Annotated in this window: 20 protein-coding genes; 11 read left to right on the top strand and 9 right to left on the bottom strand. The window is 72.6% G+C overall.

From position 1 onward, the window contains the following. Nucleotides 1-30: 30 nt before the first annotated feature. From ACF061_RS26595 to ACF061_RS26580, 4 genes are all read right to left on the bottom strand, one after another. A complete protein-coding gene (locus ACF061_RS26595) occupies nucleotides 31-918 on the bottom strand; it encodes an amino acid ABC transporter permease (protein WP_392269489.1) in 888 nt (295 codons plus the stop codon). Then, nucleotides 915-1,580: an amino acid ABC transporter permease gene (locus tag ACF061_RS26590; RefSeq protein ID WP_392269488.1), complete on the bottom strand. Its 666-nt coding sequence runs from the start codon at nucleotides 1,578-1,580 to the stop codon at nucleotides 915-917. Before ACF061_RS26590 ends, ACF061_RS26595 begins: the two co-directional genes overlap by 4 nt. Nucleotides 1,581-1,662: 82 nt before the next feature. Beyond that, nucleotides 1,663-2,499 carry a glutamate ABC transporter substrate-binding protein gene (locus tag ACF061_RS26585; protein ID WP_392269487.1) on the bottom strand — a complete coding sequence of 279 codons (837 nt, stop codon included), beginning with the start codon at nucleotides 2,497-2,499 and terminating at the stop codon, nucleotides 1,663-1,665. A 199-nt stretch (nucleotides 2,500-2,698) separates the two neighbouring features. Continuing rightward, on the bottom strand, nucleotides 2,699-3,475 hold the full coding sequence (locus ACF061_RS26580; RefSeq protein ID WP_392269486.1) for an amino acid ABC transporter ATP-binding protein: 777 nt from the start codon (nucleotides 3,473-3,475) through the stop codon (nucleotides 2,699-2,701). Nucleotides 3,476-3,769: 294 nt separating this feature from the next. On the opposite strand from ACF061_RS26580, the gene ACF061_RS26575 reads away from it, so the two are divergent. Continuing rightward, on the top strand, nucleotides 3,770-4,456 hold the full coding sequence (locus ACF061_RS26575; protein ID WP_392269485.1) for a response regulator transcription factor: 687 nt from the start codon (nucleotides 3,770-3,772) through the stop codon (nucleotides 4,454-4,456). Between the two features lie 9 nt (nucleotides 4,457-4,465). Further along, complete coding sequence (locus tag ACF061_RS26570; RefSeq protein ID WP_392269484.1) at nucleotides 4,466-5,884, top strand: sensor histidine kinase; 1,419 nt, start codon at nucleotides 4,466-4,468, stop codon at nucleotides 5,882-5,884. A 21-nt stretch (nucleotides 5,885-5,905) separates the two neighbouring features. Here the strand turns inward: ACF061_RS26570 and ACF061_RS26565 are convergent, their stop codons facing one another. Then, nucleotides 5,906-6,904, bottom strand: coding sequence for a TAXI family TRAP transporter solute-binding subunit (locus ACF061_RS26565; RefSeq protein WP_392269483.1), 999 nt, complete (start codon nucleotides 6,902-6,904; stop codon nucleotides 5,906-5,908). 138 nt (nucleotides 6,905-7,042) lie between these two features. Between ACF061_RS26565 and ACF061_RS26560 the strand changes: the two genes are divergently transcribed. After that, nucleotides 7,043-7,447 carry a MazG nucleotide pyrophosphohydrolase domain-containing protein gene (locus tag ACF061_RS26560; RefSeq protein WP_392269482.1) on the top strand — a complete coding sequence of 135 codons (405 nt, stop codon included), beginning with the start codon at nucleotides 7,043-7,045 and terminating at the stop codon, nucleotides 7,445-7,447. Between the two features lie 8 nt (nucleotides 7,448-7,455). Here ACF061_RS26560 and ACF061_RS26555 read toward each other — a convergent pair whose 3' ends face one another. Continuing rightward, nucleotides 7,456-8,691, bottom strand: coding sequence for a glycosyltransferase 87 family protein (locus ACF061_RS26555; RefSeq protein ID WP_392269481.1), 1,236 nt, complete (start codon nucleotides 8,689-8,691; stop codon nucleotides 7,456-7,458). A 251-nt stretch (nucleotides 8,692-8,942) separates the two neighbouring features. On the opposite strand from ACF061_RS26555, the gene miaB reads away from it, so the two are divergent. Both miaB and ACF061_RS26545 read left to right on the top strand, forming a co-directional pair. Continuing rightward, entirely contained in the window at nucleotides 8,943-10,463 is a 1,521-nt protein-coding gene (gene miaB / locus ACF061_RS26550) for a tRNA (N6-isopentenyl adenosine(37)-C2)-methylthiotransferase MiaB (RefSeq protein ID WP_392269480.1), read from the top strand. Nucleotides 10,464-10,651: 188 nt separating this feature from the next. Continuing rightward, entirely contained in the window at nucleotides 10,652-11,365 is a 714-nt protein-coding gene (locus ACF061_RS26545; RefSeq protein ID WP_392269479.1) for a class III extradiol dioxygenase subunit B-like domain-containing protein, read from the top strand. Between the two features lie 211 nt (nucleotides 11,366-11,576). Here ACF061_RS26545 and ACF061_RS26540 read toward each other — a convergent pair whose 3' ends face one another. Together ACF061_RS26540 and ACF061_RS26535 are read right to left on the bottom strand one after the other, a co-directional pair. Then, a complete protein-coding gene (locus tag ACF061_RS26540) occupies nucleotides 11,577-11,948 on the bottom strand; it encodes an antitoxin (protein ID WP_392269478.1) in 372 nt (123 codons plus the stop codon). A gap of 24 nt (nucleotides 11,949-11,972) precedes the next feature. After that, nucleotides 11,973-12,185, bottom strand: coding sequence for a gliding motility protein (locus ACF061_RS26535; RefSeq protein WP_392269477.1), 213 nt, complete (start codon nucleotides 12,183-12,185; stop codon nucleotides 11,973-11,975). 258 nt (nucleotides 12,186-12,443) lie between these two features. On the opposite strand from ACF061_RS26535, the gene miaA reads away from it, so the two are divergent. The 6 genes from miaA to hflX all read left to right on the top strand — a co-directional run bounded on the left by miaA (nucleotide 12,444) and on the right by hflX (nucleotide 20,959). Beyond that, on the top strand, nucleotides 12,444-13,382 hold the full coding sequence (miaA, locus tag ACF061_RS26530; protein ID WP_392269476.1) for a tRNA (adenosine(37)-N6)-dimethylallyltransferase MiaA: 939 nt from the start codon (nucleotides 12,444-12,446) through the stop codon (nucleotides 13,380-13,382). Nucleotides 13,383-13,490: 108 nt separating this feature from the next. Then, complete coding sequence (locus ACF061_RS26525) at nucleotides 13,491-13,997, top strand: hypothetical protein (protein ID WP_392269516.1); 507 nt, start codon at nucleotides 13,491-13,493, stop codon at nucleotides 13,995-13,997. A 122-nt stretch (nucleotides 13,998-14,119) separates the two neighbouring features. Beyond that, nucleotides 14,120-14,989 carry a diaminopimelate epimerase gene (dapF, locus tag ACF061_RS26520; RefSeq protein ID WP_392269475.1) on the top strand — a complete coding sequence of 290 codons (870 nt, stop codon included), beginning with the start codon at nucleotides 14,120-14,122 and terminating at the stop codon, nucleotides 14,987-14,989. A 299-nt stretch (nucleotides 14,990-15,288) separates the two neighbouring features. Further along, nucleotides 15,289-17,442 (top strand): RelA/SpoT family protein, encoded by a 2,154-nt coding sequence (locus ACF061_RS26515; protein WP_392269474.1) that lies wholly within the window; start codon nucleotides 15,289-15,291, stop codon nucleotides 17,440-17,442. Nucleotides 17,443-17,735: 293 nt separating this feature from the next. Then, nucleotides 17,736-19,214 (top strand): M1 family metallopeptidase, encoded by a 1,479-nt coding sequence (locus ACF061_RS26510; RefSeq protein ID WP_392269473.1) that lies wholly within the window; start codon nucleotides 17,736-17,738, stop codon nucleotides 19,212-19,214. 254 nt (nucleotides 19,215-19,468) lie between these two features. After that, entirely contained in the window at nucleotides 19,469-20,959 is a 1,491-nt protein-coding gene (gene hflX, locus ACF061_RS26505; RefSeq protein ID WP_392269472.1) for a GTPase HflX, read from the top strand. A gap of 130 nt (nucleotides 20,960-21,089) precedes the next feature. On the opposite strand, the gene ACF061_RS26500 is transcribed toward hflX, so the two are convergent. Then, nucleotides 21,090-22,319 carry a trypsin-like serine peptidase gene (locus ACF061_RS26500; protein WP_392269471.1) on the bottom strand — a complete coding sequence of 410 codons (1,230 nt, stop codon included), beginning with the start codon at nucleotides 22,317-22,319 and terminating at the stop codon, nucleotides 21,090-21,092. Nucleotides 22,320-22,739: the final 420 nt, after the last annotated feature.

The following is a 22,739-nucleotide window of genomic DNA, read 5'->3' as shown; positions in this document are numbered from 1 at the left end:
GACGTGGCACGTCTGTCGGCTGACCGCCCGTCAGGCGGCGGCGCCGGTCGTCTCGGCGCCCGCCACCGCCGTGGGCGGGAGCACCGCACCGGTCGACTTCTTCCCGCGCCGCAGCCGCCGCTCCAGCCAGCTCGCGAAGCTGGTGAGGCTGAAGTTGAGCACCACGTAGATCAGCGCCACCACCGTGAAGCTCGCGATGGTGTTCGCGCCGTAGTAGGAGCTCATCGGGGAGACCGAGGCCAGCAGTTCCGGGAAGGTGAGGAGCGCGCCGCCGAGCGCGGTGTCCTTCACGATCACCACGAGCTGGCTGACGATCGCCGGCAGCATCGCGGTGACCGCCTGCGGCAGCAGGATCGACGTCATGACCTGGGTCTTGCGCAGACCGATGGCCTGGGCGGCCTCCGTCTGGCCCTTGGGCAGAGCCAGGATGCCCGCGCGGACGATCTCCGCCAGGACGGAGGCGTTGTAGAGCACGAGGCCGGTGACGACGGCGTACAGCGGCCGGTCGTCCGAACCGACGTCGGTGTACTGGGCGTACAGCGCGTTCCCGAAGATCATCAGGATCAGCACCGGGATGGCGCGGAAGAACTCCACCACCACGGCGGCCGGCACTCTGACCCAGACGTGGTCGGAGAGCCGCGCGATGCCGAAGAAGGCGCCGAGCGGCAGCGCGATGACCATCGACAGGGCCGCCGCGATCAGCGTGTTCTTCAGGCCCGGCAGGATGTACGTGGTCCACGCCTCGGACCCGGACAGGAACGGCTTCCACTTCGCCCAGTCCAGCTGCTCCTTGTCGCTCAGGCTCTGGAAGACCCACCACACGAGCGCCGCGAGGGCGAGGACGAACACGATCGAGTAGAGGACGTTGCGCCGCTTGGCCCTGGGCCCCTGCGCGTCGTACAGCACCGAGCCGCTCATCGCTTCACCGCCACCTTCTTGCCCACCCAGCCGAGGATCAGGCCGGTCGGCAGCGTCAGGCACACGAAGCCGAACGCGAACACGGCGGCGATCAGCAGCAGCTGGGCCTCGTTCTCGATCATCTCCTTCATCAGCAGGGCCGCCTCGGCGACGCCGATCGCGGCCGCCACCGTGGTGTTCTTGGTGAGCGCGATCAGGACGTTGGTCAATGGGCCGACGACCGAGCGGAACGCCTGCGGCAGCACGATCAGGGTCAGCACCTGCGTGAAGCTCAGCCCGAGCGCCCGGGCCGCCTCCGCCTGCCCGACCGGCACCGTGTTGATGCCGGAACGGATCGCCTCGCAGACGAACGCCGAGGTGTAGGCGACCAGGCCGAGTACGGCGAGCCGGAAGTTGATGGTGCCGAAGTCCTGGGAGCCCAGGCCGACCCCGAGGGTCTGGTTCAGGCCCAGCGAGGTGAACAGGATGATCACCGTCAGCGGGATGTTCCGCACGATGTTGACGTAGGCGGTACCGAAGCCCCGCATGAGGGGCACCGGGCCGACGCGCATGCCGGCCAGCAGGGTGCCCCAGACCAGGGAGCCGGCGGCCGAGAGCAGCGTGAGCTGCACGGTCACCCAGAAGGCTCCCAGCAGGTCATAGCCTGAAAGAAAGTCGAACACGATCTCCCGCGCTTCCGCGTGTGAAGGGGCCGGGCCCCGGGTGCGCCGCTCCCCCGTGGGCGGCGCACCCGGGGGTGCTGGGTCAGCTCTTGATGTCGCCGATCTTCGGCGCCTTCTCGTACTGGTAGTTCGCCGGGCCGAAGTTGGCCTTCACGGCCTTCTCCCAGGAACCGTCCGAGACCATGTCCTCCAGAGCCTTGTTGATCTTGGCCTTGAGGTCGCTGCCCTTCTTGACGCCGATGCCGTAGTTCTCGTTGGTCATCCTCAGGCCGCCCAGCTTGAACTTGCCCTTGAACTGGTCCTGGGAGGCGTAACCGGCCAGGATCGAGTCGTCGGTGGTCAGCGCGTCGATGGCCTTGTTCTGCAGACCGGTCAGACAGGCCGAGTACGTCGGGTAGTTCAGCAGGTTCGCCTTGGGCGCCAGGCTGTCCTTGATGTTCTGCGCGGAGGTGGAGCCGGTGACCGAGCAGAGCTTCTTGCTGTTGAGGTCGGCCGGAGACTTGATCGAGCTGTCGTCGGCGCGGACCAGGACGTCCTGGTGCGCGAGCAGGTACGGACCGGCGAAGTCGACCTTCTTCTCGCGCTTCGGGGTGATCGAGTAGGTGGCGGCGATGAACTGCACGTCACCGCGCTGCAGCATGGTCTCGCGGTCGGCGCTCTTCGACTCCTTCCACTCGATCTGGTTCTCGTTGTAACCGAGCTTCTTGGCGACGTACTTGGCCACGTCCACGTCGAAGCCGGAGTAGCCCTGCGGCGTCTTCTGGCCGAGGCCCGGCTGGTCGTACTTGATGCCGATGGCGATCTTCTTGCCGCCGCCCGACGAGCCCTCGTCCTTCTTGTCGTCCGAACCGCACGCCGTCGCCGAGACGGCGAGGGCGAGCACGACGGCCGAGACGGCGGTGACCTTGCGGAGCTTCATGGTGAACATCCTTCGGGTGTTGAGGAGGTGCGGGCCGCGGGCCTCCGGAGCGGACGGCCGGGCGGTGCCGACGGGCGACGGCGGTCCGATGGCGCGAGCCGGCGGCCGGACCGGCGACGCGGGTCGGCCGCCGGTGAGCCGGCCGGGCCGGGAGCGGCACGGGAACCGGCCGGGGCGGGAACCGGGGCCGGGACCGGGGTCAGTGGTGCAGGATCTTCGACAGGAAGTCCTTGGCCCGGTCGCTGCGCGGGTTGCTGAAGAACTGGTCGGGCGCGGCCTCTTCGACGATCCGGCCGTCGGCCATGAAGACCACCCGGTTGGCGGCCGATCGGGCGAAGCCCATCTCATGGGTGACGACGATCATCGTCATGCCGTCCCGGGCGAGCTGCTGCATGACCTCCAGCACCTCGTTGATCATCTCCGGGTCCAGCGCGGAGGTCGGCTCGTCGAAGAGCATGACCTTCGGCTCCATCGCCAGCGCCCGCGCGATGGCCACGCGCTGCTGCTGGCCGCCGGAGAGCTGTGCGGGGTACTTGTCGGCCTGGGCGCCCACCCCGACCCGGTCGAGGAGGGCGCGGGCCCGCTCCTCGGCCGCCTTCTTGTCCGCGCGGCGGACCTTGACCTGACCGAGGGTCACGTTCTCCAGCACGGTCTTGTGCGCGAAGAGGTTGAAGGACTGGAAGACCATGCCGACGTCGGCACGCAGCCGGGCCAGCTCCTTGCCCTCGTGGGGCAGCGGCTTGCCGTCTATCGTGATCGTGCCCGAGTCGATGGTCTCCAGGCGGTTGATGGTGCGGCACAAGGTGGACTTGCCGGACCCGGAGGGCCCGATGACCACGACGACCTCGCCGCGGGAGATCGTCAGCTCGATGTCCTGGAGCACGTGCAACGCGCCGAAGTGCTTGTTGACGCTCTTCAGGACGACCAGTTCGCCGGTCGAGGCCAGGTCTTCCTTGGCCACCGATACTTCGGTCATCGCTTTCAGGCTCCGTCCTCCTCGGTTTCGGGGACCATAGCGATGCGGCACGACCAGCGTCATCACATCTGAGGGAGATCTGAGCATCACGATCCGGTAGCGGCCGGACACGGCTGGTAGCGGGCCCGGCCGGGGCGCGTACCGGCTGGGTAACGACAGCGGCGCGCAACCGGGAGCCTCTTGACGGCGTCCCCGTCCATCGGCGTGACTGCCATGGTGCACGCGAGGGGTGCGCACTCGCGGGCGGGCGTCAGCCACCCGGGATGACCATACGACGGACCGGAGGGGGCCGGGATGAGACTGCTCCTCGTCGAGGACGACAACCACGTGGCGGCCGCGCTGTCCGCGATACTGGCCAGGCACGGTTTCGACGTCACGCACGCCCGCAGCGGCGAGGAGGCCCTCCAGGCGCTCGTCCCCGAGGGCGCCGGCTTCGGCGTGGTCCTGCTCGACCTGGGCCTGCCCGACCAGGACGGGTACGAGGTCTGCGGCAAGATCCGCAAGCGCACCGGCATCCCGGTGATCATGGTCACCGCCCGCTCCGACGTCCGCTCCCGCATCCACGGCCTCAACCTCGGCGCCGACGACTACGTGGTCAAGCCCTACGACACCGGGGAACTGCTCGCCCGCATCCACGCCGTCAGCCGCCGCACCGTCCAGGAGGACGCGGGCGGCGGCGGCGAGAGCGCCCTGAGCCTCGGCCCGGTGCGCATCGAACTGCACACCCGGCAGGTCAGCGTGGACGGCACGGTCGTCCAGCTCACCCGCAAGGAGTTCGACCTGCTGGCGCTGCTCGCCCAGCGTCCCGGAGTGGTCTTCCGCCGGGAGCAGATCATCAGCGAGGTGTGGCGCACCAGCTGGGAGGGGACCGGCCGCACCCTGGAGGTGCACGTCGCCTCCCTGCGCGCCAAGCTGCGCCTGCCGGCCCTGATCGAGACGGTACGCGGCGTCGGCTACCGCCTCGTCGCCCCGGCGGCGTAGCGGGGACAGGTGCGCACACGACTGCTGCCGCTGCTCATCGTCCTGATGGCGGCGGTGCTGCTCGCCCTCGGCTTCCCGCTCGCCGTCAGCCTGGCCGCGGGCGAGCAGCAGAAGGTGGTCGTCGACCGGATCGACGACACGGCCCGGTTCGCCGCCCTCGCCCAGTTCGTCACCGACCGGCCCTCCGGTTCCCGCCGGACGGTGCCCGACGAGCGCCTGGAAACCCTCAGCCGCGAACTGAGCAGCTACTACAAGGTCTACGGCATCCGGGCCGGCGTCTTCTACCGCTCCGGCTCGGCCATGGCCAACGCTCCCTTCGTCTGGTCCCTGCCTCCCACGGGCGAGGTGCGCAACGCCTTCGACGAGGCGCTGCTCAGTCGGCGCAGCCACGACCCCGAACAGGTCTGGCCCTGGCAGCGGCACCGGCTCGTCGTCGCCTCGCCCGTCATCCGGGACGGTGACGTCGTCGCCGTCGTCCTCACCGACTCGCCGACCGGCCAGATGCGGTCCCGGACGCTGCACGGCTGGCTGACCATCGGCGCCGGCGAGATCGTCGCGATGCTGGTCGCCGTCGGCGCGGCCCTGCGGCTGACCGGCTGGGTGCTGCGTCCGGTGCGGGTGCTCGACGCCACCACCCACGACATCGCCACCGGACGGCTCAAGTCGCGGGTGGCGGCGGCCGGCGGGCCACCGGAACTCAGGAGGCTGGCCCGGTCGTTCAACGAGATGGCGGACAACGTCGAGGACGTCCTGGAGCAGCAGCGCGCCTTCGTCGCCGACGCCTCGCACCAGTTGCGCAACCCGCTGTCGGCGCTGCTGCTCCGGATCGAGCTGCTCGCCCTCGAACTGCCCGAGGGCAACGAGGAGATCGCCTCGGTCCGCACCGAGGGCAAGCGCCTCGCGCAGGTCCTGGACGACCTGCTCGGCCTCGCGCTCGCCGAGCACGCCGAGGCGGACCTGCAGCTCATGGACATCGGCGAGCTGACCGCGGAACGGGTGGCGGCCTGGGCGCCCACCGCCGAGGCCAAGGGGGTCCGGCTGGTCGGGGAGTGCCCGGCGACCACGGCCTGGGCCGACCCGGTGGCGCTGTCCTCCGCGCTGGACGCGGTGATCGACAACGCGGTGAAGTTCACGCCGGAGGGCGAGCGCGTCGACGTGCGGGTCGCGGGCGGCGGCGACACCTCGACGGTGGTGGTCGCCGACCACGGCCCGGGCCTCACCGACGAGGAGCTGTCCCGCATCGGCGACCGTTTCTGGCGCAGCGGCCGGCACCAGAACATCAAGGGCTCCGGCCTCGGCCTGTCCATCACCCGGGCGCTGCTCGCGGCGGGCGGCGGCTCCGTCTCCTACGCCCACCACCACGTCCACGAGCCACGCGGGCTGAAGGTCACGGTGACCGTGCCGCGGACGGCCCCGGGAACGTCGTAGCCGCCCGGCGCCCGGCGAGGGCTACGGCTTGACGGACCGGTAGTAGCGCCGCGCGCCCGCGTGCAGGGCCAGCGGGTCGGTGTAGATGGCGGTGCGCAGGTCGACCAGCTGGGCGGAGTGGACATGGGCGCCGATGCGGTCGCGGCTGTCGATGACGGTCCGGGTCACCCACTCGGTGAGCCGGGGATCGACGTCATCGCGGGTCATCAGCACGTTGGACACGGCGATGGTCGGTACGGGCGAGCCGTCCTGGATGTTCGGATAGGCCGACTCCGGCATGTTGGTGGCGCGGTAGTAGCGCGTGGCGCCGCCCTGCGCGTGCAGCTTGGCCACCAGGTCCGCCTCGATCGGAACGAACCGGAACGCGAACTTCGGGGCGAGCTGCTTGAGCCCGTCCGTCGGCAGACCGCCCGACCAGAAGAACGCGTCGATCGCGCCCTGCCGCAGCCGGCCCGGCCCGGTGTTGATGCCGTCGGCCATGGGGCGTACGCCCTGCCGCGGGTCGATCCCGGCCGCCGTGAGCACCCGCTCCGCGATCAGCCGCACGCCCGACTTCGGCGGGCCGACCGCCACCCGCTTGCCGCGCAGGTCCGCCACCGAGTTGATCCGCGAGCCGCGCGCGACGACGAGCTGCACGTAGTCGTCGTAGAGGCGGGCCACCCCGCGCAGGTGCTCCGCCCCCGGACCGTTCTCCAGCTCGTAGGTCTCCACGGCGTCGGCCGCGGCGATGGTGAAGTCGGCCTTGCCGGTCGCCACGCGCGTGACGTTCTCCTGGGAGCCGTCGCTGGTCAGCAACCGCACCTCCAGGTCCGGCATGTCCTTGCCGAACGCGGTGCGCAGCCGCTCGCCGTACTCCTGGTAGACCCCGCGCAGGGTCCCGGTGCTGAAGGTGATCGTCCCGCTCGGCGGGCGGTCGCCCAACGGCAGCAGCCACCACAGCAGCAGCCCGAGGACGACGACCCCGGCGGCCGCGCCCTGCAGGCCGCGGCGCCTGCCGATGGAGAGGAGCACCTTGGACATGCGCGCGATCCTGCCAGCCGGGGCAGGGTGCTGACCAGGCCCCGCCCCGGCGGGGGGCGCGGGCGCGGTGCCGGCGGGGCGGGGTCCGGCCGCGGCCGGTGGGGGAGGAGCGCCGGCGGCGCCGACTACAGTCGCCGTATGACTTCCTCGCCCGCCGACCTCGTCCGTGAGTTCCACCGGGTCTTCGGGCTCGACGCCCGCAGCACACCCGCACGGGTGTCACCGGAGCTCGCCGCGCACCGCGGGGAACTGCTCGCCGAGGAGGCGGCCGAGGTCGCCGAGGTGTCCGTCGGCGGCCCGCTCGACCGGCTGGCGCACGAACTGGCGGACGTGGTCTACGTGGCGTACGGCACCGCCCTGGTGCACGGCATCGACCTCGACGAGGTGATCGCCGAGATCCACCGCGCCAACATGACCAAGGTCGGCCCCGACGGACAGGTCGCCCGTCGTACCGACGGCAAGGTCCTGAAGGGCGACCACTACCGGGCCCCCGACGTGTCCGCCGTCCTGCGCCGCCAGGGCTGGGACCCCGACGGCGCCTGACGCCCGGCTCAGCGCGCCGGCCCCGGCACGTCCGCCGCCGGCCCGCCCGCCGGGCGGGGCGGCCGCCCGGGTGACGGCCGGACGCACCGCACGGCCAGCACCAGCGCGAGACCGGACAGCGTCACCACGTCCTTGAACGCCCTGCGCGTCGAGGCGTCCAGGTGGGGGAACGCGAAGTCGGGCGCCTGCGGAACGAGCGAGGCCCAGAACCAGGGCGAGCGCGCCGCCGAGTCCGCCGCCGTGAGAGCGCCGGCGAGCAGCAGCGGCACGACGACCACCAGGTAGTGCTCGTAGGACGGCCGGGAGACCAGGTACGAGGCCAGCATGAGCATCGCGGCCGTGTCCACCAGCCGGGCCGGACCGGCGTCGGCGCGCCGCCAGCGCCGCCGGGCGCACACCACCCCCGCCGCCGCCGCGGCCAGGGCGACGGCTTCGGCCAGCACCGGCGGCACTCCGAGCCGCGGCAGCACCGCGGGCCACGAGCAGTCGAACGGCCGCATCAGGGCGTCCCCGCCCCTGAGGAGGAAGGGCAGCGTGCGGGTGAGGAACCCGCCCGGATCCGGCATGATCAACGCCGTGCCCGCGGACAGTGCCACGGGCACCGCGACCATCCAGGCCACGGCCCGCCACCGACGGGCCAGGACCAGCAGGACGACCACCGGCACCAGCAGCGGTTTCACCGCCACGGACACGCCCAGCACCATCCCGGCCGCGGCCCAGCGGCCGCGGTCCGCCAGCAGCAGCGCCAACGGCAGCGCCAGGACGCCGACCGCGGTCCAGTTCCCCAGGTTCATCAGATGGCCGACCGGTGCCCAGAACAGCACCAGCCCCAGCAGCCCCAGCACGGCGAAGCGACTGAGCGCCGGGAGACGGAACAGGCGCACGGCGCACCACCAGCCGGCCGCGACCAGCGCCACGCACACCAGGGGCGCTGCGATCCGGAGCACGGGCGCCGGCAGCAGCGCCTGCCCGGCGGCGAACAGCACGGCGCTCGGCAGGTAGAGGAAACGCCGGTCGGCGTACGGCGCCCCGCCGTGCAGCCAGACCTGCCCGGCGTGGACGACGAAGGCGTTGTCCATGCCCCCCTGGGGGTGGACGGCCGCCACGCGCGCGGCGCGGGCCAGCAGGACGGCGGCGAGGACGGCGACCGCGACCGGACCGGCCGGCCGCAGGAGCCACGCGCGCGGCACCGGGACCGCGGGCACCCGCGGGGCGGACGTCCGGGGGGCGTCACGAAGCTGCATCACACGTACCTGTCCGGGAGGGCTGCGCTGGGAGGACGTCGGGGAGCGGGCGGACCGCGGGCGGAGGAGCGGCCGGTCGGCGGGCGCGAGGGCCGCCGCGCGGAACCACCCCGCCGGCCGGGTGGACGGGGCGTCCCCATTTTGGATCTCTCGTCCCCCTTCGGGGGGCAAGAGCCGGCTCGTGTCGCGGGCGTGTCCCTCCGGTGATCACGCCGTCCGGGGGCACTGCGCCGAGCGCCTACCCTTATGGCATGAGCAGCATCGACCGGAGCCGAGAAGTGGGCGTCACTCGCAGCTATGAGATCCGCACCTACGGGTGCCAGATGAACGTCCACGACTCCGAGCGGCTGGCCGGGCTGCTCGAGGACGCGGGCTACGTGCGGGCGCCGGAGGGAGCGGACGGCGACGCGGACGTCGTCGTCTTCAACACCTGCGCCGTCCGCGAGAACGCCGACAACCGGCTCTACGGCAACCTCGGTCACCTCGCCCCGAAGAAGGCGAAGCGGCCCGGGATGCAGATCGCGGTCGGCGGCTGCCTGGCGCAGAAGGACCGGGACACCATCGTGAAGAAGGCGCCCTGGGTGGACGTCGTCTTCGGCACGCACAACATCGGCAAGCTGCCGGTCCTGCTGGAGCGCGCCCGCGTCCAGGAGGAGGCGCAGGTCGAGATCGCCGAGTCCCTGGAGGCGTTCCCCTCCACGCTGCCGACCCGCCGCGAGAGCGCGTACGCGGCCTGGGTCTCCATCTCGGTCGGCTGCAACAACACCTGCACCTTCTGCATCGTCCCGGCGCTGCGCGGCAAGGAGAAGGACCGTCGTCCCGGCGACATCCTCGCCGAGGTCGAGGCGCTGGTCGGCGAGGGCGTCTCGGAGATCACGCTGCTCGGTCAGAACGTCAACGCCTACGGCTCCGACATCGGCGACCGCGAGGCGTTCAGCAAGCTGCTGCGGGCCTGCGGGAGGGTCGAGGGTCTGGAGCGCGTCCGCTTCACCTCCCCGCACCCGCGCGACTTCACCGACGACGTGATCGCCGCCATGGCCGAGACCCCGAACGTCATGCCGCAGCTGCACATGCCGCTGCAGTCCGGCTCGGACACGGTCCTGAAGGCGATGCGCCGGTCCTACCGCCAGGACCGCTACCTCGGGATCATCGAGAAGGTCCGCGCCGCCATCCCGCACGCGGCGATCACCACCGACATCATCGTGGGCTTCCCCGGCGAGACCGAGGAGGACTTCGAACAGACGCTGCACGTGGTGCGCGAGGCACGGTTCGCCCAGGCGTTCACCTTCCAGTACTCCAAGCGGCCCGGCACCCCCGCCGCCGAGATGGAGAACCAGATCCCCAAGGAGGTCGTCCAGGCGCGCTACGAGCGGCTCGTCGCCCTCCAGGAGGAGATCTCCTGGGAGGAGAACAAGAAGCAGGTCGGCCGCACGCTGGAACTCATGGTCGCCGAGGGCGAGGGCCGCAAGGACGGCGCCACGCACCGTCTGTCCGGCCGCGCCCCCGACAGCCGTCTGGTCCACTTCACCAAGCCGGAGCAGGAGGTCCGCCCCGGCGACATGGTCACGGTCGAGGTCACCTACGCCGCCCCGCACCACCTGCTCGCCGAGGGAGCGGTGCTCGACGTGCGGCGCACCCGTGCGGGTGACGCCTGGGAGCAGCGCACCGCCGCCGCCGCGGCCAAGCCGGCGGGCGTCCTGCTGGGCCTGCCGAAGGTCGGTGTCCCCGAGCCGCTGCCGGTCGCGGCGAACAGCGGCTGCGTCCGCGACTGACCCGCGGACGCACCGCCTTCCGGGGACGGCCGCCGGAGCGGCCACGGGGGACGGCCGTTGCCGGCGGCCCGGGCGCTGCGAGCCGCGGCCGAGGCGGGTGCGGCGGCGGTGCGGAGCGAGGAGCGGGGCCAAAAGCGGGCGCGGCGGCGATGAGCGGCCCGCCCGCCCGCGGGGTTACCCTGCCGATCATGCTTGTCGCCGCCGCAGTCTGCCCCTGTCCGCCCCTTCTCGTGCCCGCGGTCGCCGCCGGAGCCGCCCCCGAGCTGGTCGCCGCGCGGGCCGCGTGCACGGACGCGCTGGGCGTGCTCGCCGCCGCCCGGCCCGACCGCCTCGTGGTCGTGGGGCCCGCCGAGGGTGCGGGAGTCGTCCCGCACCCGGAGGGCGCACGGGGCTCGTTCCGCGGCTTCGGCGTGGACCTGGAGGTACGGCTCGGCCGGGACCTGGGCACCGCCGCGGAGCGCGGGCTGCCGACCTCGCTCGCCGTGGCCGCACACCTGCTGGAGCGGACCGGGTGGTCCGACGCGCCGGTGGAGGGGCTGGGCGTGGGGGAGGCGCTGGCGCCCGAACGGTGCCTGGCCGCCGGGCGCGACATCGCCGGGCGGCCCGGGCGAGTGACGCTGCTGGTGATGGGCGACGCGAGCGCCTGCCGGTCGCTCAAGGCGCCGGGGTACCTCGACGAACGGGCCGAACCCTTCGACGCGGAGGTCGCCCGTGCCCTGGGCGCCGCGGACCCGGCGGCCCTGGCGGCGCTCGACGCCGGGCTCGCGGACGAGCTGAAGGTGTCGGGCCGGGCCCCGTGGCAGGTGCTCGCGGGCGCGGCCGAGGAGGCGGGTCTGTCCGGAGCACTCCTGTACGACGAGGCGCCGTACGGCGTGGGCTACCTGGTGGCGACCTGGTCCTGACGCCGCGGGGCCGCGGCGCGTGCCCGGAGCGGCCGGAGGACCGGTCCGGCAACGGCACCCCTCGGGACCGCCGCCCGGACACCGGCGGACGGCCGGGGGTCACATGCCTCCCGGCCGTCCGCCGATGTGCGCCGGCTCCCCGGGCGCCCGGTTGACCGGTCGTCCGCGGATGCCTGCCCGGCGGTCCGCCGGCGTGCGCCGGTGTGTTGTTTCAGGACATGGGCGGAGGTGGTCCGGGCGGTGTGTCCTGCTGCGGAGTCCGCGTCGTCCGGTCGGTCGTGTCGGCCCGGCCGGTGCCGCCGGTCTCGGGCGCGCCGCCCGGTGCCGTCGCCTGGCCGGTCCTGGCGGCCGGACCCGCGTGCGGACCCGGTTCGCCCTGCTGGGCGAGCCGGTCCATGGCGCCCTTGGCCTTGTCCGTGCCCGCGTGGATCTTCTCGCTGTACTTGCCCTTGGTCCTCTCGTCGACCATCCTCGCGGCCCGGTCGAGGCCGTGCTCGATGGAGCCGCCGTGTCGCTGTGCGAGGTCCGAGACCTTGTTCCGGGCCGGGCCGAGCCGGGCCCTCATGTTGTCCAGCAGACCCATGGTTCACCTTCCCTTGCGGGGCAGTTACGTGCGGGCGCCCTTGCCGGTCTCCTGCTCGGCCACCTCGTCGGCGGACTGCTGCTTGGGGATCTCCACGCCGTCGGCGGCGCCGCTGCCGGTGCCCGCCGCGTCCTCGCCGCCGCCGTCCCCGGCCTTCGTCGCCTCCTCGCCGGCGCCGGCGTCCGCCGGCGAGCCGCCCACCTCGGAGTGGACGCTCTCCGGACCGGATGCCGTCACGTCGGCCGGTTCCTCGGCGGCCGTCGCCCCGTCCGCCGTCCTGGACCTCCGGAAAAGTCGCGCAAAAACGCCCATATCAACTCCATACGTTACTTGTGCGGGCGGAATCCCGCGTGGTCCGGTGTCTCCGTTCGCGGTGCCCGCGCCACCGCCTCTCGGAATCCGGGCGCGGGAACCTCTCAACGGGCAACGACCCCGCGTCCGCGCTGTCACGTAACTCGTTCGAGGGGCCCGCGAGAGGTTTGCGAAACTGGTGCGGTGAGCAGCGCACCCCTCGTACCCCGCGTCATCGCCGTCGTCGGCCCCACGGCGGCCGGAAAGTCCGATCTCGGCGTGTTCCTGGCCCAGCGTCTCGGCGGCGAGGTCGTCAACGCCGACTCCATGCAGCTCTACCGGGGGATGGACATCGGCACCGCGAAACTGACGTCCGAGGAACGGGGCGGCGTGCCGCACCACCTCCTGGACGTCTGGGACGTGACGGTCACCGCCTCCGTCGCCGAGTATCAGCGGCTCGCCCGGGAGCGGATCGACGCCCTGCTCGCCGACGGGCGCTGGCCGATCCTGGTCGGCGGCTCCGGGCTCTACGTGCGCGGGGCCGTCGACAACCTGGAGTTCCCCGGCACGGACCCGCGGGTGCGGGCCCGGCTGGAGGAGGAACTCACCCTGCGCGGCTCCGGCGCGCTGCACGCCCGGCTGGCCGCCGCCGACCCCGAGGCGGCGCGGGCGATCCTGCCGGGAAACGGCCGCCGCATCGTCCGGGCCCTCGAAGTGATCGAGATCACCGGCCGGCCCTTCACGGCCAACCTCCCGGGCCACGACTCCGTCTACGACACCGTGCAGATCGGTGTGGACGTCGCCCGTCCCGAGCTCGACGAGCGCATCGCGCGCCGGGTCGACCGGATGTGGGAGGCCGGACTCGTGGCGGAGGTGCGCGCGCTGGAGGCGCAGGGTCTGCGAGAGGGGCGCACGGCCTCGCGCGCGCTCGGCTACCAGCAGGTCCTCGCGGCGCTCGCGGGGGAGTGCACGCTGGAGGAGGCGCGCGCGGAGACGGTGCGCGCCACCAAGCGCTTCGCGCGCCGCCAGGACTCCTGGTTCCGGCGCGACCCGCGCGTGCACTGGCTGAGCGGGGCCGCCGGGGACGTCACGGAACTTCCGCACCGGGCCCTGGCGTTGGTCGAACGACCGGTTACAGCCTGATCACGTGATGGCATCGGGAAGCCCAGGCCGTCATCCAGGCCACCGGCGCCGTGCCATCATCGAGCTTCGATCGACCAAATGGAATCCTAGTTGGGAGGGCGCGTGGCGATGGAGGCCGGCCCTCGCGACACCGCGCAAGGCGGCACCGAGCGCGTCACCGCGGAGCGCACCGGAACGGGAACGGAACCGGAGGAGGTCTCGCTGAGCCCCGACGGCCCCGACGGCCCGCTCGGCGGTGTGACCGAGGACGGACCGGGGCCCGAGGAGATGTTCGCCGGGCCCGAGGTGGAGGTCGAGCTGCGCCCGCAGCGGCGGCTGCGCATCTGGCAGCTGGCCCCGATCGTCGGCCTGGCCGCGGTCGGCTCGCTGATGTTCGCCTTCCCGCTCGCCTTCGACGGCGACAGCGGTGCGATGATCGCCATGCTCGGGCTGCTGATCTGCTCCTGCGCGGCGGGCTGGGGCATGATGGCCGCCCGCCGCGTGGGCTACACCTGGCCGGGCCTGCCGCCGCGCGGAGCCGGCCGGCGACCCGACTGGCGACTGATCGGGGCCTACGTGGTGATCGTCGCACTGGTCGTGGTCCTCGCCGTCTGGCGGGTCGCCCGGCTGCGTTAGCCGGCCCCTCGGGACTCCCCGCACGGAGCCCGCTCCCCCGAACGGAACCCCGCCCGCGCGGGGGCGGTCCGGCAGGCGGGCGGAGCCGCCGTGTCGTCATGTCCACCCCGTACGATCGAGGCATGAGCACCCGCATCGCCTTCCTCAAGGGCCACGGTACGGAGAACGACTTCGTGATCCTCCCCGATCCGGAGAACGCCCTCGACCTGTCACCCGCAGCCGTCGCCGCGCTGTGCGACCGGCGCGCGGGCATCGGCGCCGACGGCGTGCTGCACGTCGTCCGGTCCGCCGCGCACCCGGAGGCCCGCCATCTGGCGCCCGAGGCGCAGTGGTTCATGGACTACCGCAACGGCGACGGCTCGATCGCGGAGATGTGCGGCAACGGCGTGCGCGTGTTCGCGCGCTACCTCCAGCACGCCGGGCACGTGTCCGAGGGTGACCTCGCCGTCGCCACGCGCGGGGGCGTGAAGACCATCCACATCGCCAAGGACGGTGACATCACGGTCGGCATGGGCCGGGCCCGGCTCCCGGAGGGGGACGTCACGGTGAGCGTCGGGGAGCACAGCTGGCCCGCGCGGAACGTGAACATGGGCAACCCGCACGCGGTGGCCTTCGTCGGCGACCTCGCGGACGCCGGCGATTTGATCTCCCCGCCGCCGTTCAGTCCGGCCGCCGCCTACCCGGACGGCGTGAACGTCGAGTTCGTCGCCGACCGCGGCCCCCGGCACGTCGCGATGCGCGTGCACGAGCGCGGGGCCGGCGAGACCCGTTCGTGCGGCACGGGCGCGTGCGCCGTCGCCGTGGCGGCCGCCCGCCGCGACGGTGCCGACCCGGCCGTCACCGGTGTTCCGGCCACGTACACGGTCGACGTGCCCGGCGGCACCCTGGTCATCACCGAGCGGCCGGACGGCGAGATCGAGATGACGGGTCCCGCGGTGATCGTGGCCGAGGGCGCGATCGATGCGGAGTGGCTGGAAAACGCCGCAGGCTGAGCGTGCGTGGACCTGGCATTCGCGGCGACGGCGGACCGGGCCGGGGCAAGATCCATGTCCGCGGTCCGGTTCGGGGGGTGGAACGCACGGCCGGCCTCTGCCAGGTGGCCGAAAATCGTAAACCTCTGATTCGTCGCTCGAATGGGTGATCCGTTTCACGCTCCCCGAGAGGCGGTCGGCCGAGTGTGCTGGGCTCGGTAGCATCAAGCACCGGCACGGACGGGGGATCCGACGCCAACCCCTGAGCCGAATACGCCCCGGGGCACCCCGTCCGCCGGTCCACGCAGCCGGAGGTGCCCATGAGTGCGGATGCCACGAACCCCGCGGCCCCGGGTCCGGTGGTGCCGGCGGCACCCCGCAGAAGGACCCGCCCGCGGCTCGACCTGCGCCGTCTGGGCCGGGCCGCGCTGCTCGGCCCCGCCGCCCGCGACCGTCTGCCCGACGCCATCGGGCACATGGCCGAGGCGCACCGCGCCCACTTCCCCGACGCCGACCTCGAACCACTGCGCCGCGCCTATGTGCTCGCCGAGTCCTCGCACCGCGGTCAGATGCGCAAGAGCGGCGAACCGTACATCACGCACCCTCTCGCCGTGACCCTGATCCTCGCCGAACTCGGCGCCGAGACGACGACGTTGACGGCCTCCCTGCTCCACGACACGGTCGAGGACACCGACGTGACACTGGACCAGGTCGGCGAGCAGTTCGGCGCCGAGGTCCGCTACCTCGTCGACGGCGTCACCAAGCTGGAGAAGGTCGACTACGGCGCGGCCGCCGAACCCGAGACCTTCCGCAAGATGCTCGTCGCCACCGGCAACGACGTCCGTGTGATGTCGATCAAACTCGCCGACCGGCTGCACAACATGCGCACCCTCGGCGTCATGCGCCCGGAGAAACAGGCCCGCATCGCCAAGGTGACGAGGGACGTGCTCATCCCGCTCGCCGAACGGCTCGGTGTGCAGGCGCTCAAGACCGAGCTGGAGGACCTGGTCTTCGCGATCCTGCGCCCGGAGGAGTACGAGCGGACGCGCGAGCTCATCGCGGAGAACGCGGGCCGCCCCGACGACCCGCTCAGCGAGGTCGCCGAACAGGTCCGCGGGGTGCTGCGGGATGCCGACATCACCGCGGAAGTCCTCGTCAGACCCCGTCACTCCGTCTCCGTGCACCGCGTCGCCCGCAAGCGCGGCCGGCTGCGCGGCTCCGACTTCGGGCGGCTGCTGGTCCTGGTCAACGAGGACGCCGACTGCTACGGGGTCCTCGGCGAACTGCACACGTGCATGACACCGGTCGTCTCGGAGTTCAAGGACTTCATCGCCGTACCGAAGTTCAACCTGTACCAGTCGCTGCACACCGCCGTCGCCCGCGAGGACGGCCAGGTCGTCGAAGTCCTCATCCGCACCCATCAGATGCACAAGGTCGCCGAGGCCGGCGTCGTCGCGCTCGGCAACCCCTACGCGCCCCCCTCGGACGAGCAGGCCGCCGGCGACGGCGAGCGCGCCGACCCCACCCGCCCCGGCTGGCTCTCCCGTCTGCTCGACTGGCAGCAGGCGGCGCCCGACACCGACACCTTCTGGTCCACCCTGCGCCAGGACCTGGCCCAGGACCGGGAGATCACCGTCTTCCGGCCGGACGGCGGCAGCCTGGGCCTGCCCGAGGGCGCCACCTGCGTCGACGCCGCGTACGCCCAGTACGGGGAGGACGCGCACGCGTGCATCGGCGCCCGGGTCAACGGTCGGCTGGCCACGCTGAGCACCGTCCTCGGGGACGGCGACACCGTCCAGCTCCTCATGGGTCAGGACCCCGCCTCCGGACCCTCCAGGGAATGGCTGGACCACGCCCGCACCCCGGGCGCCCGCATCGCCATCCAGCGGTGGCTGACGACCCATCCGACGGCCGTCGACCCGCCCGAGGCCGACGAGCAGGCCCGCACCACCGTCCCGGACACCGCCGACGGGCCGGGCGCGGGTCCGCGCGGCGGCCGGCCCGGCACGGCGGGCGCCGTCGTCGTCGACCGGCCCCAGGCCACCGTGCGGCTCGCCGGCTGCTGCACACCGGTACCGCCCGACCGGGTGGCCGCGTTCGCCGTGCGCGGCGGAGTGGTGACCGTGCACCGTGTCGAGTGCGCCGCGGTCGAGCGGATGAAGAGTGCGGGGCGCGCGGAGATCGGCGTGCGCTGGGGCGAAACCACCGAGTGCCGTGTGACGCTGCTCGCCGAATCGTTCGGCCGCCCCCATCTGCTCGCGGACCTCACCGAGGCCATCGCGCTGGAAGGCGTCGAGATCGTCTCGGCGACCGTGGCCCCGCCGGCCCAGCAGCGCGTCCACCACACCTACACGCTGCAACTGCCCGACGCCGCCCGGCTGCCCGCCCTCATGCGGGCGATGCGCAACGTCCCGGGGGTGTACGACGTGAGCCGCGCCCAGCCGCAGCCCCAGTCGCAGCCACCGGGATTCTGAGACGGGCGCCCGGCCCCCGCCCCGGTCGCCGGGGCCGGGGCCGGGGTGGGGGGACGGCGCCCGGACAGGCACCCGGACGTACCGGAACCGTTGCGGAGACGGGGACGACGGAGAGCCGGGTGAGGGACGGCCGGGGGGCGTGCGGGGGTCTCGGCGGCGTTTTCGAGCGTTCGGGAGCGCGCCGGGCCTGCATGGGTGGTGCGGTTCCGCCTCGCACCCCCGAAGGACCCGTTCGGGTGGGCCGGGCGCGCGTCGGCGCCGTACGAGGGCCGCTCCCTGATAGCCGTGTGTGCATGCCGCGCACCCTCCGTCACCGCCTTCCGCGCCGCCTGACGGCGCCCCTCCTCGCCTCCGCCGTCTCCGTCTGCCTGCTGGCGGCGAGCGCGCCGCCCGCACCGCTCGGCGTCGGCGACCGGCTCTTCCCGTACCTCGGCAATCCGGGATACGACGTGTCGGCGTACGACCTCTCCTTCACCTACGCCGGCGACAACAGCAAGCCGCTGCGGGCCGTCACCACCATCGACGCCCGGACGACCAGGCCCCTGGAGAGCCTGAACCTCGACTTCACGCACGGCACCGTCGAATCCGTCGAGGTCGACGGCGTGCCGGCCGCCTTCACCACCGCCGGTGAGGACCTCGTGATCACCCCGCCGGTGCCGCTGCCCGAGGACAGCCGGACACGGATCACCGTCCGGCACACCAGCGACCCCGTCCCCGGGAAGAGCCGGGACGGCGGGTGGGTGCGCACCGCCGACGGTCTCGCCATGGCCAATCAGGCCGACGTGGCCCACCTGGTGTTCCCGTGCAACGACCACCCCTCCGACAAGGCGATGTTCACCATCCACGTCACCGCGCCCCAGGGCTACACGGCCGTGGCGAACGGCCTGCCCGCCGGCACCGCCCGCACCGGCGCGTCGACCACCTGGACCTACCGCACCCGACACCCCATGGCCACCGAACTCGCCCAGGTCTCCATCGGCCGCTCCACCGTGCTGCACCGGACCGGCCCGCACGGCCTGCCCGTACGCGACGTGGTCCCCACCGCGGACCGCCGCACGCTCGAGCCGTGGCTCGCCCGGACCCCGGACCAGATCGCCTGGCTGGAGGGCAAGATCGGGCGCTACCCCTTCGAGACGTACGGCGTGCTCATGGCCTCCGCCACCACCGGCTTCGAACTCGAGACGCAGACCCTCTCCCTCTTCGAGAAGGACCTGTTCACCGATCCCGCCTACCCGAAGTGGTACGTCGAGTCGGTCATGGTCCACGAGCTGTCCCACCAGTGGTTCGGCGACAGCGTCAGCCCGCGCGCGTGGTCCGACGTGTGGCTCAATGAGGGACACGCGACCTGGTACGAGGCCCTGTACGCCGAGGAGACCGCGCACCGGCCCATGGAGGCGCGCATGAAGGCCGCCTACGGAGCCTCCGACGGCTGGCGGGCGGCAGGCGGACCGCCCGGGCTGCCCAAGCCGCCCAAGGCCGGCGACAAGATCGGCATCTTCCGTCCCAACATCTACGACGGAGCGGCCCTCGTCCTGTACGCGCTGCGCCAGGAGATCGGCAGGCCGGCCTTCGAGCGCCTGGAGCGCGCCTGGGTGCGCGACCACCGGGACGGGACGGCGACCACGGCCGACTTCGAGCGCCTGGCCGCGGGCATCGCCGGACGCGATCTGAGCGCCTTCTTCAAGGCCTGGCTGTACGGCGTGAGGACCCCGCCGATGCCGGGTCACCCGGACTGGAAGCCCGTACCGCCCGCGAAGCCGGCGAAGAAGTGACCTGTGACGGGACCGGGGCGGTGTCCGGACGGGACCGTCCGGACGGGGCCGGGGCGGTGGGACGGGCGGGAAATAACACCGTGACGAGACGAGCCGTGCCGTGCGACCATCTTGGGGTCGGCGCGGCACGGTACACGGGAATCTCCCGGGGTATCCGTGCGTTGTCAGCAGTGACGGAACGGCTGTCGGAAGCCGGTCGGACTCCGCCGCGGTTTCGTCGCCGCACCACGGATTCCCAACGACGTAAGGACCCAATGACCTCCTCTTCTTCCTCTTCCCAGGCCACCAAGCGCTTCGCGCGCACCCATCCCGAAGGTCTTCGGGCCGATGCCCTGATGGAAGAGGACGTCGCCTGGAGCCACGAGATCGACGGAGAGCGGGACGGCGAGCAGTTCGACCGCTCCGAGCGCGCGGCCCTGCGCCGTGTCGCGGGACTCTCCACCGAGCTCGAGGACGTCACCGAGGTCGAGTACCGGCAGCTCCGTCTGGAGCGGGTCGTGCTCGTCGGCGTCTGGACCTCGGGGACCGTGCAGGACGCGGAGAACTCCCTGGCCGAGCTCGCCGCCCTGGCGGAGACCGCGGGCGCGATGGTGCTCGACGGCGTGATCCAGCGCCGCGACAAGCCCGACGCCGCCACCTACATCGGCTCCGGCAAGGCCGACGAGCTGCGGGACATCGTCCTGGAGACCGGCGCCGACACCGTCATCTGCGACGGTGAGCTGAGCCCGGGCCAGCTCATCCACCTCGAGGACATCGTCAAGGTCAAGGTCATCGACCGTACGGCCCTGATCCTGGACATCTTCGCCCAGCACGCCAAGTCCCGCGAGGGCAAGGCGCAGGTCGCGCTGGCGCAGATGCAGTACATGCTGCCGCGGCTGCGCGGTTGGGGTCAGTCCCTGTCCCGGCAGATGGGCGGCGGCAGCGGCGGCCTCGCCACGCGTGGTCCCGGTGAGACCAAGATCGAGACGGACCGGCGGCGGATCCGCGAGAAGATGGCGAAGATGCGCCGGGAGATCGCGGACATGAAGACCGGCCGCGAGATCAAGCGCCAGGAGCGGCGCCGCAACAAGGTGCCCTCGGTCGCCATCGCCGGCTACACCAACGCCGGCAAGTCCTCCCTGCTCAACCGCCTCACCGGCGCCGGCGTCCTGGTCGAGAACGCGCTGTTCGCGACCCTGGACCCGACCGTGCGCCGGGCCGAGACCCCGAGCGGGCGGCTCTACACGCTGGCCGACACCGTCGGTTTCGTCCGGCACCTGCCCCACCACCTGGTCGAGGCGTTCCGCTCCACGATGGAGGAGGTCGGCGACTCCGACCTGATCCTGCACGTGGTGGACGGCTCGCACCCGAACCCGGAGGAGCAGCTGGCCGCCGTGCGCGAGGTGATCAGGGACGTCGGCGCCACCGACGTGCCCGAGATCGTCGTCGTCAACAAGGCGGACGCGGCCGATCCGCTGGTGCTCCAGCGGCTGCTGCGGGTGGAGAAGCGCTCCATCGCGGTCTCGGCCCGTACCGGACGGGGCATCGCCGAACTGCTCGCCCTGATCGACGCCGAGCTGCCCCGCCCGTCCGTCGAGATCGAGGCGCTCGTGCCCTACACGCACGGCAAGCTGGTCGCCCGCGCCCACTCCGAGGGTGAGGTGATCTCCGAGGAGCACACCGCGGAGGGAACCCTGCTCAAGGCCCGGGTGCACGAGGAGCTGGCGGCGGACCTGGCGCCGTACGTACCGGCTCCCGCGCTCTGAGGCGTCCCGGCTCCGCCCGGCCGCACAGCAGGAGGGCCCGCCCCCGCACGAAAGGGGGGGCGGGCCCTCGGCGCGCCGGTGCCACGGCGGCCGTGGCTCGCCCCACCGCCGCCGCCGGGTCACCGGGTGCTCACCGCCCGGCGAACTTGCCGCTGACCGAGTCGAACACCTTCTTGGCCACCGGGCCCAGCCGCGGCCCCGCCAGCCAGCCCGACGACACCGGGCCGATCGAGGTGTTGGAGACCAGCGCGGGCTTGCCGTCCGGGCCCGTCTCCACCCAGCCGCCACCCGAGGAACCGCCGGTCATGGTGCAGCCGATGCGGTACATCGTCGGGTCGGACGCGGTGACCGACAGCCGTCCGGGCTTGTCCTGGCACTGGTACAGCCGCTGCCCGTCGTACGGTGCCGCCGCCGGGTAGCCGGTCGCGGTGAGGCTCCGCACCTTCGGCACCGCGGGCGCGTCGAAGTTCACGGGCAGCGCCGCGCCGACCGTCTCCTGGAGCGACTTGCCGTTCCCGCCCTTCTCCGGCGTCACGTGGATGACGGCGTAGTCGTACGGCGCGCCCTGCCCGCCGGTCGAACCGCCCTGCGCGATCCACTGGTCGGAGGTCTGCGCCCAGTCGCCCCACCAGAGGCCGAACGGGGCCACCTCGTCCTTGGGGGCGCCCTTCAACTGCGCAGCACTCCGGCCCGCGTCGTTGTACGACGGCACGAAAGCGATGTTGCGGTACCAGCCGCCCTTTTTGCCGGCGTGGACGCAGTGGCCGGCCGTCCACACCAGGTTGGACTTGCCCGGGTGGGCGGGGTCCTCGACGACCGTCGCGGAACAGACCATCGTGCCCTCGGGGGAGTCGAAGAACACCTTGCCCGCCGTCGCGGCGTTGGCGTGGTACGTGGGCGACACCGCCTGCGCCGTCACCGGGGCCGGCGTCGGGTCGGTGACTCCCTGGTCACCGGAGATGTCGTTGGCGTCGACGCGCTTGTCGGGGTTCTTGGCCCGGCGCATCCGGTCCGGGTCCCACAGGTCCTTGATGATGGGGTTGACGAAGTCGTTGGCCTCGCGCAGCCAGTCGTCCTTGCTCCAGTCCCTCCAGGCGCCGTTCCGCCACTTGTCGATGTCGATCCCGTGCTCCTTGAGCTTGTTCCGGATGTCGTCCGGGATCTTGATCTTGCCGTCGCCCGTGCCGCCGGCGTTCGCGGAGGCGGACGGCTTCCCGTCCGCCTCGTCGTCGCCCGAGTCGCAGGCGGTGGCGGTGAGGGCCACCACCGAGACCAGCGCGACGGCGGCCACGACGGGGGACGTCGTGCGCCGGGCGCTCCTTCCCCGGCGAGCGGTGACGGACGGGCGTGTGGATCGCATGCTCTGACTCCCCCTGGAACGGACGGACTTGCTGAAAACCCTCCGCGCCCGATCGCCCAACTCCGGCTGGACTCGGGCGGGTCACGGTGTGGTGGAACGCGACCACACACTATGCGCTCGCTGTGGGGGAGCACCGACGGAACGGCAACGGTTCGGCTACAAGCCACCTGACCTGCACGATCGTCCGGACATCCACCGATTTGAGCGGCCCGGGCCGAGGCCGGTGGCGGCGTCGCGGCCCCGCCCCCGTGACACGGACGTCGAGGGACCGAGGCCCTGCCGGGGGCGGGCGAGCGGAACCCGCGACGGCTCCGTCCCGGCAAGGATCTCGAGGAAACCCGTAACCGAGCGGACGGTGCGCGGTTGTAGCGGCGGGGGCCCGCGGTCCACGTCCGGGCCCCTCGCCGCCGGTGGGCGACT

This window comes from Streptomyces sp. NPDC015220 (genome assembly GCF_043079345.1).
GTDB lineage: Bacteria > Actinomycetota > Actinomycetes > Streptomycetales > Streptomycetaceae > Streptomyces.
This window is presented reverse-complemented; position numbering and strand designations above follow the sequence as displayed.

What these genes read in the sequence shown, in the direction of transcription:
- miaB (WP_392269480.1), top strand. Translation starts at nt 8,943, where the DNA reads ATGAGCAGCATCGACCGGAGCCGAGAAGTGGGCGTCACTCGCAGCTAT.
- ACF061_RS26565 (WP_392269483.1), bottom strand. Translation starts at nt 6,904, where the DNA reads ATGTCCAAGGTGCTCCTCTCCATCGGCAGGCGCCGCGGCCTGCAGGGC.
- ACF061_RS26540 (WP_392269478.1), bottom strand. Translation starts at nt 11,948, where the DNA reads ATGGGTCTGCTGGACAACATGAGGGCCCGGCTCGGCCCGGCCCGGAAC.
- dapF (WP_392269475.1), top strand. Translation starts at nt 14,120, where the DNA reads ATGAGCACCCGCATCGCCTTCCTCAAGGGCCACGGTACGGAGAACGAC.
- ACF061_RS26580 (WP_392269486.1), bottom strand. Translation starts at nt 3,475, where the DNA reads ATGACCGAAGTATCGGTGGCCAAGGAAGACCTGGCCTCGACCGGCGAA.
- hflX (WP_392269472.1), top strand. Translation starts at nt 19,469, where the DNA reads ATGACCTCCTCTTCTTCCTCTTCCCAGGCCACCAAGCGCTTCGCGCGC.
- ACF061_RS26545 (WP_392269479.1), top strand. Translation starts at nt 10,652, where the DNA reads ATGCTTGTCGCCGCCGCAGTCTGCCCCTGTCCGCCCCTTCTCGTGCCC.
- ACF061_RS26510 (WP_392269473.1), top strand. Translation starts at nt 17,736, where the DNA reads ATGCCGCGCACCCTCCGTCACCGCCTTCCGCGCCGCCTGACGGCGCCC.
- ACF061_RS26555 (WP_392269481.1), bottom strand. Translation starts at nt 8,691, where the DNA reads ATGCAGCTTCGTGACGCCCCCCGGACGTCCGCCCCGCGGGTGCCCGCG.
- ACF061_RS26500 (WP_392269471.1), bottom strand. Translation starts at nt 22,319, where the DNA reads ATGCGATCCACACGCCCGTCCGTCACCGCTCGCCGGGGAAGGAGCGCC.
- ACF061_RS26595 (WP_392269489.1), bottom strand. Translation starts at nt 918, where the DNA reads ATGAGCGGCTCGGTGCTGTACGACGCGCAGGGGCCCAGGGCCAAGCGG.
- ACF061_RS26585 (WP_392269487.1), bottom strand. Translation starts at nt 2,499, where the DNA reads ATGAAGCTCCGCAAGGTCACCGCCGTCTCGGCCGTCGTGCTCGCCCTC.
- ACF061_RS26575 (WP_392269485.1), top strand. Translation starts at nt 3,770, where the DNA reads ATGAGACTGCTCCTCGTCGAGGACGACAACCACGTGGCGGCCGCGCTG.
- ACF061_RS26560 (WP_392269482.1), top strand. Translation starts at nt 7,043, where the DNA reads ATGACTTCCTCGCCCGCCGACCTCGTCCGTGAGTTCCACCGGGTCTTC.
- ACF061_RS26525 (WP_392269516.1), top strand. Translation starts at nt 13,491, where the DNA reads ATGGAGGCCGGCCCTCGCGACACCGCGCAAGGCGGCACCGAGCGCGTC.
- ACF061_RS26515 (WP_392269474.1), top strand. Translation starts at nt 15,289, where the DNA reads ATGAGTGCGGATGCCACGAACCCCGCGGCCCCGGGTCCGGTGGTGCCG.